Raw genomic sequence first — 15293 nt, forward strand, 5'->3', positions numbered from 1 at the left:
CCATCAATTGCATTATTTTTTCAATAGTACAAAAACTAGTGATGTGTTATAATTTGAATCGTATGGGCTTTTACATATTTATTACATATTTTTTACCTGTCAGAAACACAGGTAAAATTCATTTTACTCAGGAGGGCTATAATTTTGGATTTATTTTCTATTTTAACATTGCTCGGAGGCGTAGGTTTATTTCTGTTCGGAATGAATCTCATGGGTGCCTCGCTGAAGAATCTCGCCGGTGGCAGTCTGGAAAAGGTTCTTGAGAAACTTACAACCGGAAAAAATCAGTTCACGGGAACTATCAAGGGGTTTACACTCGGTACAGCCGTAACAGCCATCATTCAGAGTTCGGCAGCAACGACCATCATGCTCATCGGCTTTGTAAATGCCGGAATCATGAAGCTTGGGCAGGCCATACCTGTCGTGTTTGGTGCCAACATCGGTAGTACCGCGACCGCACAGATCCTTCGTCTCGGAGATCTTGCGGAGACTAATATTCTTCTTAAACTTTTAAAACCGTCATCATTTGCTCCTATCCTTATATGTATAGGTGCATTTATCATACTATTTACAAATAACAACAAGAAACGTGATATTGCAAGTATTCTTGTTGGTCTTGGAATCCTCTTCCTCGGCATGAATACCATGGAGGGTGTATTTGCGCCACTTAAGGAATCAGAGAGCTTCCAGAATCTGTTCACATCGTTTAATAACCCATTACTTGGTATTTTAATAGGACTTGTGCTCACAGCCATCATACAGAGTTCATCTGCATCAGTAGGTATACTCCAGGCCATTTCGTCCACAGGCGTCGTTACATACGGAACAGCCATTCCTATCATTATCGGTCAGAACATCGGTAAGTGTATGACCATTATCCTCGGGGGAATCGGTGCGAACAAGAAGGCAAAGAGAGTTTCTCTCTCATATCTTCTCTTTAACATATTCGGAGCTGTGTTCTTTGTTATTGTCATATATGGACTTCAGCTTTTCATAGACATGCCTTTCATGGACAAGGTCGTAAACCGTGGTAACATTGCAAACGTCCACTTCCTGTTCAACTTTATCATAAGCCTGATACTTCTGCCATTCTCCAATCAGGTGGCAAAACTTACAGGAAAGATCATCAGGGACGACGAGGAGTCCAAGATCGACAAAGAGCTCGCCACACTGGATCCGAGACTTATCGCTACCCCTTCCATCGCTATTTCACAGGCAAGAAATGTCATGTTTGCCATGGCTGACTGCATAAGAGAGAACTTTGCAATAGCATGCAGACTCATCAGTGATTTCAATGAAGAAGATGCCGCCAAACTCGAGGAGAATGAGGATTTCATAGACAAATGTGAGAGCTCACTCAACAACTTCCTCCTCAAGGTAACATCACAGAACAACATGTCCAGATCCGAACGACTTGATGTGTCTGAGCTTCTGAACAGTCTGAGTGATATGGAAAGGATTGGTGACCACTGTGAGAATCTTCTCGTTGTATCGAGAAATATAATAGATCAGAAGATAAACTTCTCAGATCAGGGAATGAATGAGATCCAGACAGCGCTCAAGGCGACTAACAATATTATTGATATGACTCTGAACGCCTTCAAGGAGGACGATCTTCAGGCAATATCAAGAATAGAGCCACTTGCACAGACCATCAGCGAGATAACAGAGCTTATAAAGGATCACCACGTTGTGAGACTTCAGATGGGCGAATGTGGTATCCCTGGAGGATTTGCACTGGTTGACATTCTCACAAGTCTTGACAGGATCGGAAGCCACTGTAAGAACATCGGCCTTCACATTGCCAAGAAGATCAGGGGTATCCATATGGACGAGATGCACGGACACATCTACATCACCGGATACAAGACATCTGAGGAATACAAGGCTCTGTATGCATATTATTCATCCATGTATGCCGATCCGATAACAGAAGGCTTTGATGCCAGCATCCGCGAACTCCGTGAATTAACAACACCTGATGAACCTGATAACAAAGCTAAGGTTTCCGGCGAGGAGCAAAAGAATGAGTCAAAGAACGACCAGAAGTCCGACCAGAAGAAAAAGTCATCAGCAAAAAACAAAGTAGCCGACAGGCACGAAAAGATAAAAGAAAAGATAAACGAGAAATATCCTGAAAAGGGTAAAAAGAACTCCAAGAAAAAGTAAAGGAATATAACAAACTGCTATGCGAAAAAGCTCTGCACAGATAATACACTGTGCAGAGCTTTTTCGTTATATTTATATTGTAGTTTATATGCCTGGTCTTTTAAAACATATCAGTCACGGCTGTAATTGACGATCATATAGCCATCTTCTATCTCTATCCTTGCATCCTCCGATACAACCCGGTTGCTCACTCCAAGGCTGTCTCCTATCTCAAATGTACGATTCTCCACGTTGTATTCAAACCCTGTAAGTGTTACCCCCGTGACGCATCCACCGTACGGTATAAAAGATATATAATCGTATCCCTCCAGCCGGCTTATTCCGGCACTGGAATTTATCATGGTTATTACATTATGGTCATCCTCTATATACGCATTTATGCCTTTATCCGCACATTCCTTGAGTAGCCCTATGTTTGCCATTGTGTGATCAAGTCTTGTTCCTGTGGCCCCCGATATATAAATATCCGTAGCACCTTCCTCCATGGCATGCATGATGGCTACATGAGTATCCGTGAAGTCCTTGTGTGTGTCCAGATCAACAAACTGTATGGAGTGCATCTTTTTAGCCATCTTCCTGTACACGCCCACAGTCACCTTGCTGGCTGAATCGAAGTCACCCACGATCACATCCGGTACTATTCCTATCTTATTGCAGGTCTCTATACCCTTGTCCACAGCTATCACTCTGCTGCTTTCAAGGTGTCTGTCCATGATTTCCTGAAGTGAATACAGATCAACTCTGCCTCCGGATATTATAATATAACTCTTCATATCACTATTTGCCCTTTATTATCTATGCCTCATATTTCTCAAATACTTTGAGAAAGCTGCAGCTGTTCTCATAAGCATCACCGCCGAATACCGCAGAACCGGCAACTATGACATTTGCACCGGCTTCTATGACGTCACCCACATTCTTCAAATTGACTCCACCATCCACCTCTATATCGAGCTCAAGGCCTCTGTCATCTGCCATTTTTCTGACCTCAGCCACCTTTCTGAGTGCTGAAGGAATAAATGACTGTCCGCCGAATCCCGGATTGACACTCATAACAAGTACCATATCCAGATCGTCTATCACATAGTCAAGCACTGATACAGGAGTTGCCGGATTGAGTGCCACTCCGGCCTTCATTCCAAGCTCATGTATCCTGGCAACGGTTCTGTGCAGATGCTTACAGCTCTCTGCATGTACGGTTACCCAGTCAGCACCTGCCTTCTTGAAATCCTCAAGATATCTGTCCGGCTCCTCTATCATGAGATGCACGTCAAATATCATGTTCGTCTCTTTTCTGAGACACTTTATGACAGGCGCACCAAATGATATGTTCGGAACAAACGCACCGTCCATAACGTCAAGGTGCAGCGCAGGAACTTTCGCTCTGTCAAGCTCCGCAATGCCGTCCGCAATATGTGCAAAATCAACTGACAATAATGAAGGTGAAAGAATTATCATTACCATTTCCTCTTTTCTTTTAAGTCGTTATATATCATTACATAATCTTCGTATCTTATACAGCTTATCTCTCCGTCCGCAACCGCCTGCTTTACCAGACAATCCGGCTCACTGACATGATTGCACATGTTGAATCTGCACTTTCCCGTATATGCCGCAATATCCGGGAAATACTCCTTGAGATCCTCCGCCTCTATGGAATCAACATAGAGCGATGAAAAGCCCGGTGTGTCCATAATATATGTCCTGCCGCCAATGTGCATGAGCTCAGAATGTCTCGTGGTGTGCTTGCCACGCTTTATCTTGTCACTTATAGCGCCTGTCTGGGCCTCCGCCTCTGGCTTGATCGCATTGAGAGTAGACGACTTGCCGACTCCCGATGGCCCCGCAAACACCGTTGTGCGGTCTTTTATGATCTCCCTGAGCCTGTCTATGCCCTCGCCTTCCCTGGCGCTTATGAAGATTGTCTCATACCCGCTCTTGCTGTATGATCTGCAAGCCTCCATATTGTCCGGCGAAAGATCCGTCTTGTTAAAACAAATGATAGTCTCAACACCGCTTTTCTCCATGCTGACAAGGAATCTGTCAAGCAGGTTAAAGTTCGGCTCAGGCTCGCTCACGGCAAATATTATGATCGTCTGATCCACATTTGCCACAGCAGGTCTTATTAAAGAGTTAAATCTAGGCAATATCTCAACGATATTACCTAGATTGTTCTCAGGATCAAGTATCTCTATATTCACATTATCTCCGACAAGGGGCTTGATCTTTTTGTTTCTGAAGATGCCCTTCGCCTTACATTCGTACAAATGTCCATCCTCGGCGTCTATATAATAGAATCCACCGATTCCTTTGATTATCTTTCCTGATATGATATCTGCCACTACTAATTACTCTCCTGTGTAAATGTAGCGGACAAACCGCCCGTGTTAAAGCTTGATGTGACATCTATTCCCTCTGAATCCGTGATGGTCACAGAGAATGATCCCTGGTTGCTCTCAAGTCCTGTAGGACCCTCAACTCCATCTATATTGATAGGGAAGTCTCCTGCACCAGCCTTGCCGCTGTATACAGAGAATGTCTGTCTGCCTATTGTGTATGAGATGTCAACTGTCACACTTCCAAATGTATCAAAATCAAACTCTATATTCGATATTGAACCGCTGAAAGATACAGAGTATGTAACCTTCTGAGGTCCCTTACTGACAACATATGACACGGTAGTTCCCTCGTCAACCTCAGTGTTGACCTCAGGATCCTGTGATATTACCTGGCCTTCCTTCACATCATCGCTGTACTCATAGCTTGGATTGCCTACCAGGTTGACCTCCTGAAGCTTAGCTGCTGCATCTGCCTCAGACCTACCCTTGAGGTTAGGAACTGCGATCTTCTTAGTCTCCTTACCGTTACTGATGATTATCTTGACTGTTGAGCCCTCCTCAACCTCTGTTCCGGCAACAGGATCTGAGGATATTACATGATCCTTCTCAACATTATCATCGTACGCATAGCCATGTGTTACCTTAAGTCCTGCCTCCTCGAGCAATGTTGTGGCCTGACTGTCCTCATATCCGAGAACATTCGGCACCTTGGTCTTTTCCTTGCCAGATGACACGTAAATAGTTATCTGTGTATCCTTTGTTATGGATGTTCCATCATCTATACTCTGTGATATTACATAGCCCTTCTCAACTGTGGCATCTGTCTTCTCCACAAATGTATAGTTGGTGAAGCCATTCTTCTTCATCTGCTCCTCAGCCGCAGTCTTATACAGACCTACTACATTGACCATAGGTACTGTCTCCTGTGCAGTTGTGTCGTTCGATCCCTCTGTGGTTATGACATCGGTGCTTTCCTCCGTCTTACCCTTACCGCCCAGAATATTCCAGCCGGCTATCTTGCCTATGAGAAGTATGGCAAGTATGGCAAGAACCACCGCGATGGCAATACTTGATACCATGATTATCTTCTTAAGTCTTGGATCAAGCTCCTCTTCTCCATCGTATTCCTGCTCCTGTTCTCCATCATCTGCCACTGACTCGTCCGTATCATCCTCTTCATCGTCGTCATCTGGGAACAGATCGTCGAACTGTGACGGCGGCATAACTGGCACGTTAGCCTTGATCTCTGACGTTCTCGGACTTACAGGTGGAACCTCCGTAGTATCTGCCTTATCGACCTGTCTTCCGGTCTTGATCATCTCCATCTCCTGCTTTGTCATCTCAATGGTAGGGGATGTAGGAACGCTGGTCTTAGGCACTACTATACAATCTATATTAGGATTCTCTTTTACTCTGTTGAGATCAGCTATAAGCGCATTTGCTGTGAGATATCGTCTCTCCGGCTTCTTCTGTGTACACTTTCTTATGATCTTCTCAAGGCTTGTAGGTATATCCGGGTAATACTCCCTAGGTGATACCATCTCGCCCTGAATGTGCATCAGCGCTATAGCCACATTGTTCTCGCCTTCAAATGGAACATGTCCTGTGAGCATCTCATACATGGTGATACCGAGTGAATAAATATCACTTCTCTCATCTGAGAATCCGCCCCTTGCCTGCTCCGGTGATATGTAGTGAACACTGCCCATCGCATTTGTCGTGGTCGTGCTTGACGATGCGGCTCTTGCGATTCCGAAATCAGTAACCTTCAGCGTGCCGTTGTTCGACATGATGATGTTCTGAGGCTTTATATCTCTGTGTATCGTGTGATGCTCATGGGCTGCCTGAAGTCCCTGGGCTATCTGTATGGCAAAATCAATCGCCTGCATAGGCTCTATTCTACCGTGGGCCTGTATATATTCCTTGAGGGTGGTTCCCTCCACAAGCTCCATTACTATATAATATATTCCGTTGTCCTCACCGACATCGTATACATTCACAATATTAGGATGTGACAGCCCCGCCGCAGACTGGGCCTCTATCCTGAACTTTGTAACAAAATTAACGTCTGAGCTGAACTCAGGCTTAAGCACCTTTATGGCAACATATCTGTTTAACACATGACATTTTGCCTTATATACCTCTGACATACCGCCAGATCCAACCAATTCTATGATCTCATAACGACCGCTGAGCATCGTTCCCGGATTTAACATACCAATTTATTCCTCCCAATCTATCGCAGCTACAACGGCAGATATATTGTCCTTGCCGCCGTAGTAATTCGCTCTCTCCACCAGCTTCTCACCGACTGTCTTAAGATCATCCGACTCTGATACAATGTCCCGAATCTCGTCGTCCTCTATCATGTTCGACAAACCATCAGAACATAGAAGGATCTTATCATCCGCTGAAAGTTCTACTTCAAAGAAATCCGGAACCACATCATCACCTATTCCAAGTGCTCGGGTTATAATGTTCTTCTCTGGATGATTCCGTCCCTTATTCCTGTCGAGCTGACCATTCCTTATCAGCTCCTCAACCAATGAGTGATCAAGTGTGACCTGTCTTATCTCATTGTTAACTATATATAATCTGCTGTCACCTATATTCGCGACATACATGATTCCATCATCGATCACTGCAGCTACAAATGTCGTTCCCATACCTGCGTAATCCTCCGGATTGCTGAGCGCAAGCTTATACACCTTGTCATTGGCATATATTATCGCCCTCTTGAGCAGCGATACAGGATTGCTTATCTCGCTTTCACTTATATATTCAACTGCGGCTTCAATCGCCGTTCTGGATGCAACGTCCCCGGCCTTATGACCGCCCATGCCATCCGCAACTATGTACAGATTGCTGATAGCCCCTATTGGCTCATCTGTATAAAATATGCTGTCCTGATTCATGGAACGCTTTTTTCCAACATCTGTTATTCCAAATGATTTCATATATTCTCTCCATCAGCCTAAAATATTATCTGATACGCCACCTTGCCTATTTTAGCACAACACATAAAAAAGAACAAGACGAACTATTTATCCGTCTTGTTCTCCTCCTCATATTTACGGCGGAGCTGTCCGCACGCTGCGTCTATGTCACGCCCCATGCTTCTTCGCACCGTAGCTGTTATCTGGTTTCTTTCCAGAATATTTTTGAAATTCTCAATGGCGCTGTTATCCGCCCTCTCGTAATCCCTCTCCTTGATCGGATTTACGGGAATGAGGTTCACATGGCAGTTTCTTCCCCTTATGAGACGCGCCAGCTCGCATGCCTTCTCAGGGCTGTCATTCTGCCCTTTTACAAGAGAATACTCAAATGTTATCCTCCTGCCCGTCCTGTCAAAGTAATAATCACAGGCGTCCAGAACCTCTGCAATGCTGTATCTGTTGGCTATCGGCATGAGTGCCCTTCTGTCCTCGTCATTTGGCGCGTGAAGCGACAATGCAAATGTAATGGAAAGCCCCATATCCGCAAGCCTCTTTATCTCAGGCACTAAACCGCAGCTCGACACTGTGACATTTCTCTGGCTTATGTTCAGTCCATTCTCGTCCGTCAGCATCTCTATGAACCTGACAAGATTGTCAAAGTTATCCAGCGGCTCTCCTGTTCCCATCACGACCACATTTGACACACGCTCACCTGTTATCTTCTGGATGCTGTATATCTGTGACAGCATCTCAGACGCTGTGAGATTCCTCACCAGCCCGCCTATGGTCGATGCACAGAACCTGCAGCCCATACGGCAGCCCACCTGGGATGATATGCACACGGAATTGCCATGCTTGTACTTCATGAGCACGCTCTCTATGACATTCCCATCATGGAGTCTGAACAGGAATTTATTTGTGCCGTCATCCTCTGAAATGAGTCTGGTGACAACGCTCACACCATATATTCCATATTCATCCATCTTCTCTCTGAGGCTTTTCGGCAGATTGGTCATCTCCTCCGTTCCGTCCGCAAGCTTCACATGAAACCACTGATATATCTGCTTCGCCCTGAATGCCGGCTGACCGGCACCGATGACCCAGTTCCTGAGTTCTTCCATATTCATTGATTTCAGATCCGGCTGTCTAATATCCTTATCTTCTCTATCCTTTACTTCCATACTCTGTCCAATCTTTTATACATGTTCTATCTATTTTGTACGCACGAACTTCGATATGAAAAATCCATCACACTCATCTACTCCCTGTAACAGAGTTACATATCCTTTATCGCCGCCGTGCCCCGGTACGATCTCATCTATACTCACAGTCTCAAAATCATGATTTTCCACAAACCACTTAACATTGTTCTGATTCTCCCTGCTGTCTATAGTACATGTCGAATACACCAGTGTTCCACCCGTTTTCACATATCTGGATACAGTGTCAAGAATATCCCTTTGAAGCTGTGCCAGCTCGTCTATGCTGTCACCTGTCACATTGTACTTGATATCGTTCTTCCTGCCCATTATGCCAAGTCCCGAACACGGAAGGTCTGCTATTACCACATCAGCCTTTCCGACAAGGTTCTCATCAAGTTCTCTCGCATCCCATGCCTCGACAGTGACATTTGTCAGTCCAAGTCTGTCCACGTTCTCCTCTATGAGCTCCGTCTTGTTCTCGGTGAGATCCCTTGAGATCACCCTTCCTGTCTGTCCCACAAGACTTGCGGCATACATGGTTTTGCCGCCCGGTGCTGCACACACATCCACCACCAGATCTCCATTCTGTATACCTGCTGCCCTTACAGCCAGACACGAACTCTGATCCTGTACAACAAATTCTCCATCCATGAATCCTGGGATCCTTCTGACATAATCATATCCCTTTATAAGAAGTGATGTGTCATTCAGGTTTCCTCGCACTGTCTCTATTCCAGCGGTCTCCAGCTTCCTCTCGACTTCATCAACGCTTATCCTGTCTGTATTCACCCTTATGGATGTCGGACGCATTTCGTAGCTGCTTCCGAGTATCCTGTCCACCGTTTCGCTGCCATAGTCCTGCAGCAGTATCTCCACAAGCTCCACAGGAACTGAATATTCAACCGAATAGTATTCCAAAGGTGATGTGTTCTTATCAGGGTATTTTATACCATCCCTGTTTCTTGCGATATTTCTGAGCACTCCGTTGACAAAGCCTCTGAGGCTTCCAAATCCATGATCCACCGCCAGCTTCACCGACAGGTTGCAGGCAGCCGAATCCGGAACAGAGTCCATAAAGAACAGCTCGTAAGTTCCCATCCTGAGGACGCATCTTATGAGCGGCTTGCACTTGTTCACCTTTGTTTTGGAGAACTGGTTTATTATGTAGTCCAGCTTTATCCTCTGCTCTGTGACTCCCTCGACCATTCTCGTGATGTACGCCCTGTCCTGTTTGCTCATGAACTGGTTGGCGCGGAGTGCCGTTCCAAGTGCTATATTTGAAAATGTATGATTTTTCTCTATGTCCAGTAATGTGGTCAGAACCACCTCTCGAGTCTTTGTATCCATTCTACCTCTGTCCATTCTTCATCAGATATATTTGATCAGATGTGCTCTCCGGCTGTGAGTTTATTGCCCGCAAGGAACGCCGCCGCATCCATAGGCTTCTTGCCCTCAGGCTGCAATCTTGTTATCTGGAGTGCATCCTGTCCACACGCTATGGCAAATGTCTTCTTGGTCACCATGGTTATCTCACCCGGTGCAATGCCATCCTCACGGCTCACTACCTTTGCCCCATATATCTTGACATTCTTGCCGCCTATCCTTGTGTATGCACAAGGCCATGGCTGAAGGCCTCTCACAAGTCTCTCTATCTTCTCTGCCGGCTCACTGAAATCTATATCTCCCATACCCTTGTTCAACATGGAAGCGTAACAGCTCAGGCTGTCATCCTGAGGTGTCCGGACCGCAGTTCCATTCTCAAGCTTTTCAAGGGTTGACAGTATAAGCTGCGCACCGCTTGCCGCAAGCTTGTCCGTCAATGTCTCTCCAGTGTCATCGTCACCGATAGACACAATCGAATGTTCTATCATATCTCCGGTATCAAGTCCCTTTGCCATGTACATGGTGGTGACTCCGGTCTCCTGCTCGCCGTCAATGATCGCCCACTCGATAGGCGCCGCACCGCGGTACTTCGGGAGCAGCGATGCATGGATATTGACACATCCGTACTTCGGAATATTGAGTATGCTCTCAGGAAGTATCTGGCCATATGCTGCCACAACTATCACATCAGGTGCATACGCTCTGATGATGTCCACGTTCTCCTGCTCACGGAGCTTCACCGGCTGATATACCGGAATATCATATTCCATTGCCTGTACCTTCACCGGTGTCGGTTGAAGCTTTTTGCTTCTTCCCTTTGCCTTGTCCGGCTGCGTAAAGCATGCCACAACGTCATGTCCCGCTTCCACTATGGATACAAGTGCGTGCACGGCAAAACCAGGGGTTCCCATATATATAACTCTCATCTGCATGTCCTCCTTGTTATAGGTTAAGTATCTCTTAATTCTGCTCTACCTCGTGAAGGCCATCCTCGACAAGATCCTTGTAGAGCTTTCCGTCAAGATGATCAAGCTCGTGGCAGATAGCTCTCGCCAGAAGTCCCTCTCCCTCGACTGTAAACTCCTCCATATTCTCGTCAAATGCCTTGCATATTACATGCATAGGTCTTGTAACTGTTCCAAATTTTCCAGGAAGGCTGAGGCATCCCTCCTCACCTGTCTGCTCTCCGTCTGATTCTGTTATCACAGGATTTATAAGACAGAGTGGATTGTCATCGCCGACATCAATAACAACTATCCTCTTGAGGATTCCAACCTGAGGTGCGGCAAGTCCAACTCCATTTGCCTCATACATGGTATCAAACATGTCATCTATGAGTGTAAGTGTTCTGTCATCCATCTTCTCAACCGGTCTGCACACCTTTCTGAGTATGTCATCTCCGTCATATCTTATATTTCTTATCGCCATGTCCACAAATCTCCTTTTCACTAATACATATTTACCGGATTCAGGTCAAAGAATACGCTCACATCGTTCTCTCCGTTCTCCTTAAGCCATTCCTCGACATAATCCTTGACATCCACCAGCATCCTGTAATCCCGGTGTTTTATATACAACACCCGCCTGTACACATCCTTTATCTTTGATATGGCCGGTTCCGAAGGACCGATCACAGACAGATGTCCTGCATTTATATATTTTCCCCTTATAAGAGAATACATCCTATCCATTATATTGGCAAGCTGTTCTTCGTCCATGCCCGTTCCCATTATGACCATCATATTCCACTCCGGCGGATACCTCATGAGTGATCTGTACGCCTCCTCGATATCGTAGAATGCCCTGTAATCCTGGGACGCTGCCGCAGTTATGGCGTAGTTGTCCGGCTTGTAGGTCTGTATCACAACCTTTCCGGGCACATCACCTCTTCCGGCTCTTCCCGCAGCCTGGGTCAGCAGGTCAAATGTCCTCTCACCGGCTCTGTAGTCTCCGCTGAACAGTGTGAGATCCGCCAGCAGCACACCCACAAGTGTCACTCTGGAAAAGTCATGTCCCTTGACTATCATCTGGGTTCCTATGAGTATGTCCGCATCGCCTCTTCCGAAGCTCTCAAGTATCTGCTCATGAGAATTCTTCTTCGAGGTCGTATCCCTGTCCATCCTTAAGGTCCTGGCCTCCGGGAACAACCTGTGTACCTCCTGCTCGACCTTCTCGGTTCCGACTCCATAGCCTCCTATGAGCTTTGAACCGCACGCCGGACATTTGTCCGGCTCCGGCATTCTGAATCCGCAGTAGTGGCACACAAGCACGCCCTTCTGTGTATTATTTCCAGAGTGCAGTGCCATGGACACGTCACAGTGCGGGCATTTCACTGCCTCTCCGCAGCTCCTGCAGGATACAAAGCTGTTATATCCCCGCTTGTTGATGAACAGCATGATCTGTTCCCGCTTGCTGAGCCTGTCCGCTATATCATTTGCAAGCTCGTCGCTTATTATGGATCTGTTGCCCCGGTGGAGTTCATCCCTGAGATCTACTATGCTTGTCTCTGCCATGGCTCTGCCCTCAATACGGCTGTCCATGGTCCACAGCCTGTACTCACCCGCCAGTGCACGCTTGTAGCTCTCCACAGAAGGAGTTGCGGAACCGAGTATGACACTCGCCCCCTCAAGCCTTGCACGTTCTATGGCAGTCTCCCTTGCGTGATATTTTGGCGGGCTGTCACTCTTATAGCTGCTCTCATGCTCCTCATCTATTATTATAAGTCCCAGCTTCTCAAATGGGGTAAACAGCGCAGACCTCGGGCCTATCACCACATCCACATCGCCCTTCCTTGCGCGCTCAAACTGATCATACTTCTCCCCGCTGCTGAGCTTTGAGTTGACCATGGTCACACGGTCACCAAAGTATCTGGAGAAATATGTAAGTGTCTGATACGTGAGTGCTATCTCAGGTATCAGCACGATCGCCTGTCTGCCCGCGCGGACGACTTCACGGATACACCTCACATACACCTCAGTCTTGCCGCTTCCCGTCACGCCATGAAGAAGATATGTCCTGTGTATACCCTGATCTGCATCACTTACGAAATCATCGACTATCCTCTGCTGGTCACTGTTAAGCTCTATATCAGGAGCCTCAAATGCCTGCTGCCTCACCGCGTCAGACACCACATCCCGGTATCTGCTGTCCTCAACGATACGAACGACACCTTCGTCCTCCATGGCCTTAACCGCCTGATGTGACACATTCAAAGCCCCGGTGGCCTCCGTCATTGGGAGCTCATGTCTCACCATAAGCTCGCGGAGGAGCCTGAGCTTTGCCCTGGCATTCTTCTTCATATATCTGTATTCCCATGTGTCCACATCCTCGCATGAAAGGACAACATATCTGACCACCACGGACTTAACCGTTTTTTTCACCGGCATCACCGTCTGGATGGCATTTATCATGGTGGAGCCGTAGTTCTCCTTTATCCACGCCGCAAGGGCAAGGAGCCTTCCCGGAGCTGCCACGCCATCCTCGCACAGAGAATCTATAGACTTTATCCTGCTCTCATCATATTCCGTGGAATCCGATATCCCTATGACATAGCCTTTTCTCCGATTATTTCCCTTGCCAAATGGAATGTTGACCTGACTTCCTATCTGTATCCTGCCGGCAATATCGTCAGGAATAGCATATTGAAATGTTCTGTCTATCGCCTCATGGGATATATCAATTATCACATCTGCGTACAATCCCCGCATTTTTCTCCTCCAATATCTGCCGTATCATTTCTCTCTCGTCCATTTGTGTCCTGCGTCCCTCTATATCCTGATATGTCTCATGGCCTTTGCCGGCCAGAAGGACTATATCATCCCTGTCCGAAATCTCCAGAGCGTATCTTATAGCATCCAGACGGCTGCATATCTTTACATATTCTCCTCCGCCCTCGAGAACCCCGGTCTCAATATCCGTCATTATCGCCTCCGGGGATTCAAACCTCGGGTTATCACTTGTTATGACCGTCATATCCGCCAGCCTGCCCGACACAAATCCCATGCCTTTTCTGCGCCCGGCTGATCTGTTGCCGCCGCATCCGAACAGACATATAAGCCTCTTCGGCCTGTACTGTCTGAGGGTGGTCAGTACATTTTCCAGGCTCACGGCATTGTGGGCATAATCGATGAATATCCTTGCGTATCCCGGAATCTCCACCGGCTCGAGTCTGCCCCTCACCTTCATATCCGACTGCGAATCCTGCATTACCTCCATCGGTATCCCGATGATCCCGCAAGTGGTTACCGCAGCAAGAGAATTGTACACATTGAACTCTCCCGGTATGCCAACAGTCATGTAAGTGCTCTCCCCGTCCGTTCTCTCACACTCATAGCCTATACCCATAACTCTATGGAGAATGAGCCTGTGTATCGCTCCCGCCATACACACATTGCCATCCCCGGCTGCAGTGTGATTCCTCACACCATAATATACCACTTCAGCCCCTGCATTCACAGCCTCGGCAGCAATACACCCAGAATACATGTCATCTGCATTTATCACCGCAGTCTTACACTTTGAGAACAGGCTTCTCTTCCATCTCCCATACTCGGCAAATGTGCGGTGTTCATTCCGCCCAATGTGATCCGGAGCAAGATTTGTATATACGCATATATCAAATTCTACCCCCGACACACGGCTGTGCATAAGCCCCTGTGACGATACCTCCATGACGCAGTATTCCGCACCATTTGCCACCATGTCTGCAAGCTTGCGATGGAGATATATCGTTCCCGGAGTGGTGTTCACAGATGGTATCTTCCGAATACAGTCATCGATCTCTATGGTTCCCACAAGACCGGTTCTACGCCCCCATCTGTCCAGCATAGACTTTATCATACATGCGACCGTGGTCTTTCCCTTTGTCCCGGTCACACCTATAACCTTCATACTTCGTGACGGAAAATTCCAGAAATTATTACATATCATTCCTATACCGTGGCGATAGTCATACAGTCTCACGATCAGTACACCATCGGTATCCCCCCAGCGTCCGGCTGACCGCTCCGCAGGTATGCCGATATCATCTGTCATGACTATACACGCTGCGCCCCTTGCCACGGCATCATCTATATAGCGATGTCCATCTGTTCTCGCACCTCTCCGGCACACAAAAAGAGTTCCCTGTGTGACATCTCTGGAATCATCTGCCAGATCCGTAATCTGACAGTCAATGTCCCCTGCCAGGATCTCATAGACCGTGCCTTTTAGAACATCTGACGCCCTCATGATACACCTCCCGTCGACATATTCCTGTTTATTTA

12 protein-coding genes are annotated in these 15293 nt (G+C 46.9%); 1 reads left to right on the forward strand and 11 read right to left on the reverse strand.

Features of this window, described 5'->3' with window-relative positions:
- Window positions 1-144 precede the first annotated feature (144 nt).
- On the forward strand, window positions 145-2169 hold the full coding sequence (locus ARA78_RS03925) for a Na/Pi cotransporter family protein (protein WP_238050233.1): 2025 nt from the start codon (window positions 145-147) through the stop codon (window positions 2167-2169).
- A gap of 110 nt (window positions 2170-2279) precedes the next feature.
- On the opposite strand, the gene ARA78_RS03930 is transcribed toward ARA78_RS03925, so the two are convergent.
- From ARA78_RS03930 to ARA78_RS03980, 11 genes are all read right to left on the reverse strand, one after another.
- Complete coding sequence (locus ARA78_RS03930) at window positions 2280-2942, reverse strand: thiamine diphosphokinase (protein ID WP_055280014.1); 663 nt, start codon at window positions 2940-2942, stop codon at window positions 2280-2282.
- A gap of 22 nt (window positions 2943-2964) precedes the next feature.
- Window positions 2965-3627, reverse strand: coding sequence for a ribulose-phosphate 3-epimerase (rpe, locus tag ARA78_RS03935; protein WP_055144695.1), 663 nt, complete (start codon window positions 3625-3627; stop codon window positions 2965-2967).
- Window positions 3627-4499, reverse strand: a complete 873-nt coding sequence (rsgA, locus tag ARA78_RS03940) for a ribosome small subunit-dependent GTPase A (protein ID WP_055145007.1) — start codon at window positions 4497-4499, stop codon at window positions 3627-3629. Before rsgA ends, rpe begins: the two co-directional genes overlap by 1 nt.
- Before the next feature lie 14 nt (window positions 4500-4513).
- Complete coding sequence (gene pknB, locus ARA78_RS03945) at window positions 4514-6724, reverse strand: Stk1 family PASTA domain-containing Ser/Thr kinase (RefSeq protein ID WP_055144698.1); 2211 nt, start codon at window positions 6722-6724, stop codon at window positions 4514-4516.
- Window positions 6725-6730: 6 nt separating this feature from the next.
- Window positions 6731-7465, reverse strand: coding sequence for a Stp1/IreP family PP2C-type Ser/Thr phosphatase (locus ARA78_RS03950; protein WP_015534819.1), 735 nt, complete (start codon window positions 7463-7465; stop codon window positions 6731-6733).
- Window positions 7466-7548: 83 nt separating this feature from the next.
- Window positions 7549-8625, reverse strand: coding sequence for a 23S rRNA (adenine(2503)-C(2))-methyltransferase RlmN (rlmN, locus tag ARA78_RS03955; protein ID WP_055144700.1), 1077 nt, complete (start codon window positions 8623-8625; stop codon window positions 7549-7551).
- A 30-nt stretch (window positions 8626-8655) separates the two neighbouring features.
- A complete protein-coding gene (gene rsmB / locus ARA78_RS03960; protein ID WP_055280071.1) occupies window positions 8656-9993 on the reverse strand; it encodes a 16S rRNA (cytosine(967)-C(5))-methyltransferase RsmB in 1338 nt (445 codons plus the stop codon).
- Between the two features lie 35 nt (window positions 9994-10028).
- Entirely contained in the window at window positions 10029-10955 is a 927-nt protein-coding gene (gene fmt / locus ARA78_RS03965; protein ID WP_055280015.1) for a methionyl-tRNA formyltransferase, read from the reverse strand.
- 34 nt (window positions 10956-10989) lie between these two features.
- The gene (gene def / locus ARA78_RS03970; RefSeq protein WP_015534815.1) at window positions 10990-11457 is read right to left on the reverse strand and encodes a peptide deformylase; all 468 of its coding nucleotides are present in this window, start codon (window positions 11455-11457) and stop codon (window positions 10990-10992) included.
- Between the two features lie 20 nt (window positions 11458-11477).
- Window positions 11478-13736 carry a replication restart helicase PriA gene (gene priA / locus ARA78_RS03975; RefSeq protein WP_055280016.1) on the reverse strand — a complete coding sequence of 753 codons (2259 nt, stop codon included), beginning with the start codon at window positions 13734-13736 and terminating at the stop codon, window positions 11478-11480.
- Complete coding sequence (locus ARA78_RS03980) at window positions 13705-15258, reverse strand: UDP-N-acetylmuramoyl-L-alanyl-D-glutamate--2,6-diaminopimelate ligase (RefSeq protein WP_070097445.1); 1554 nt, start codon at window positions 15256-15258, stop codon at window positions 13705-13707. Before ARA78_RS03980 ends, priA begins: the two co-directional genes overlap by 32 nt.
- Window positions 15259-15293 lie beyond the last annotated feature (35 nt).

The organism is Coprococcus eutactus (assembly GCF_001404675.1).
GTDB lineage: Bacteria > Bacillota > Clostridia > Lachnospirales > Lachnospiraceae > Coprococcus > Coprococcus aceti.

Coding starts and splice junctions, on each gene's coding strand:
- ARA78_RS03930 (WP_055280014.1), bottom strand. CDS start 2,942: ATGAAGAGTTATATTATAATATCCGGAGGCAGAGTTGATCTGTATTCA.
- rpe (WP_055144695.1), bottom strand. CDS start 3,627: ATGATAATTCTTTCACCTTCATTATTGTCAGTTGATTTTGCACATATT.
- pknB (WP_055144698.1), bottom strand. CDS start 6,724: ATGTTAAATCCGGGAACGATGCTCAGCGGTCGTTATGAGATCATAGAA.
- ARA78_RS03950 (WP_015534819.1), bottom strand. CDS start 7,465: ATGAAATCATTTGGAATAACAGATGTTGGAAAAAAGCGTTCCATGAAT.
- rlmN (WP_055144700.1), bottom strand. CDS start 8,625: ATGGAAGTAAAGGATAGAGAAGATAAGGATATTAGACAGCCGGATCTG.
- rsmB (WP_055280071.1), bottom strand. CDS start 9,993: ATGGATACAAAGACTCGAGAGGTGGTTCTGACCACATTACTGGACATA.
- fmt (WP_055280015.1), bottom strand. CDS start 10,955: ATGAGAGTTATATATATGGGAACCCCTGGTTTTGCCGTGCACGCACTT.
- def (WP_015534815.1), bottom strand. CDS start 11,457: ATGGCGATAAGAAATATAAGATATGACGGAGATGACATACTCAGAAAG.
- priA (WP_055280016.1), bottom strand. CDS start 13,736: ATGCGGGGATTGTACGCAGATGTGATAATTGATATATCCCATGAGGCG.
- ARA78_RS03980 (WP_070097445.1), bottom strand. CDS start 15,258: ATGAGGGCGTCAGATGTTCTAAAAGGCACGGTCTATGAGATCCTGGCA.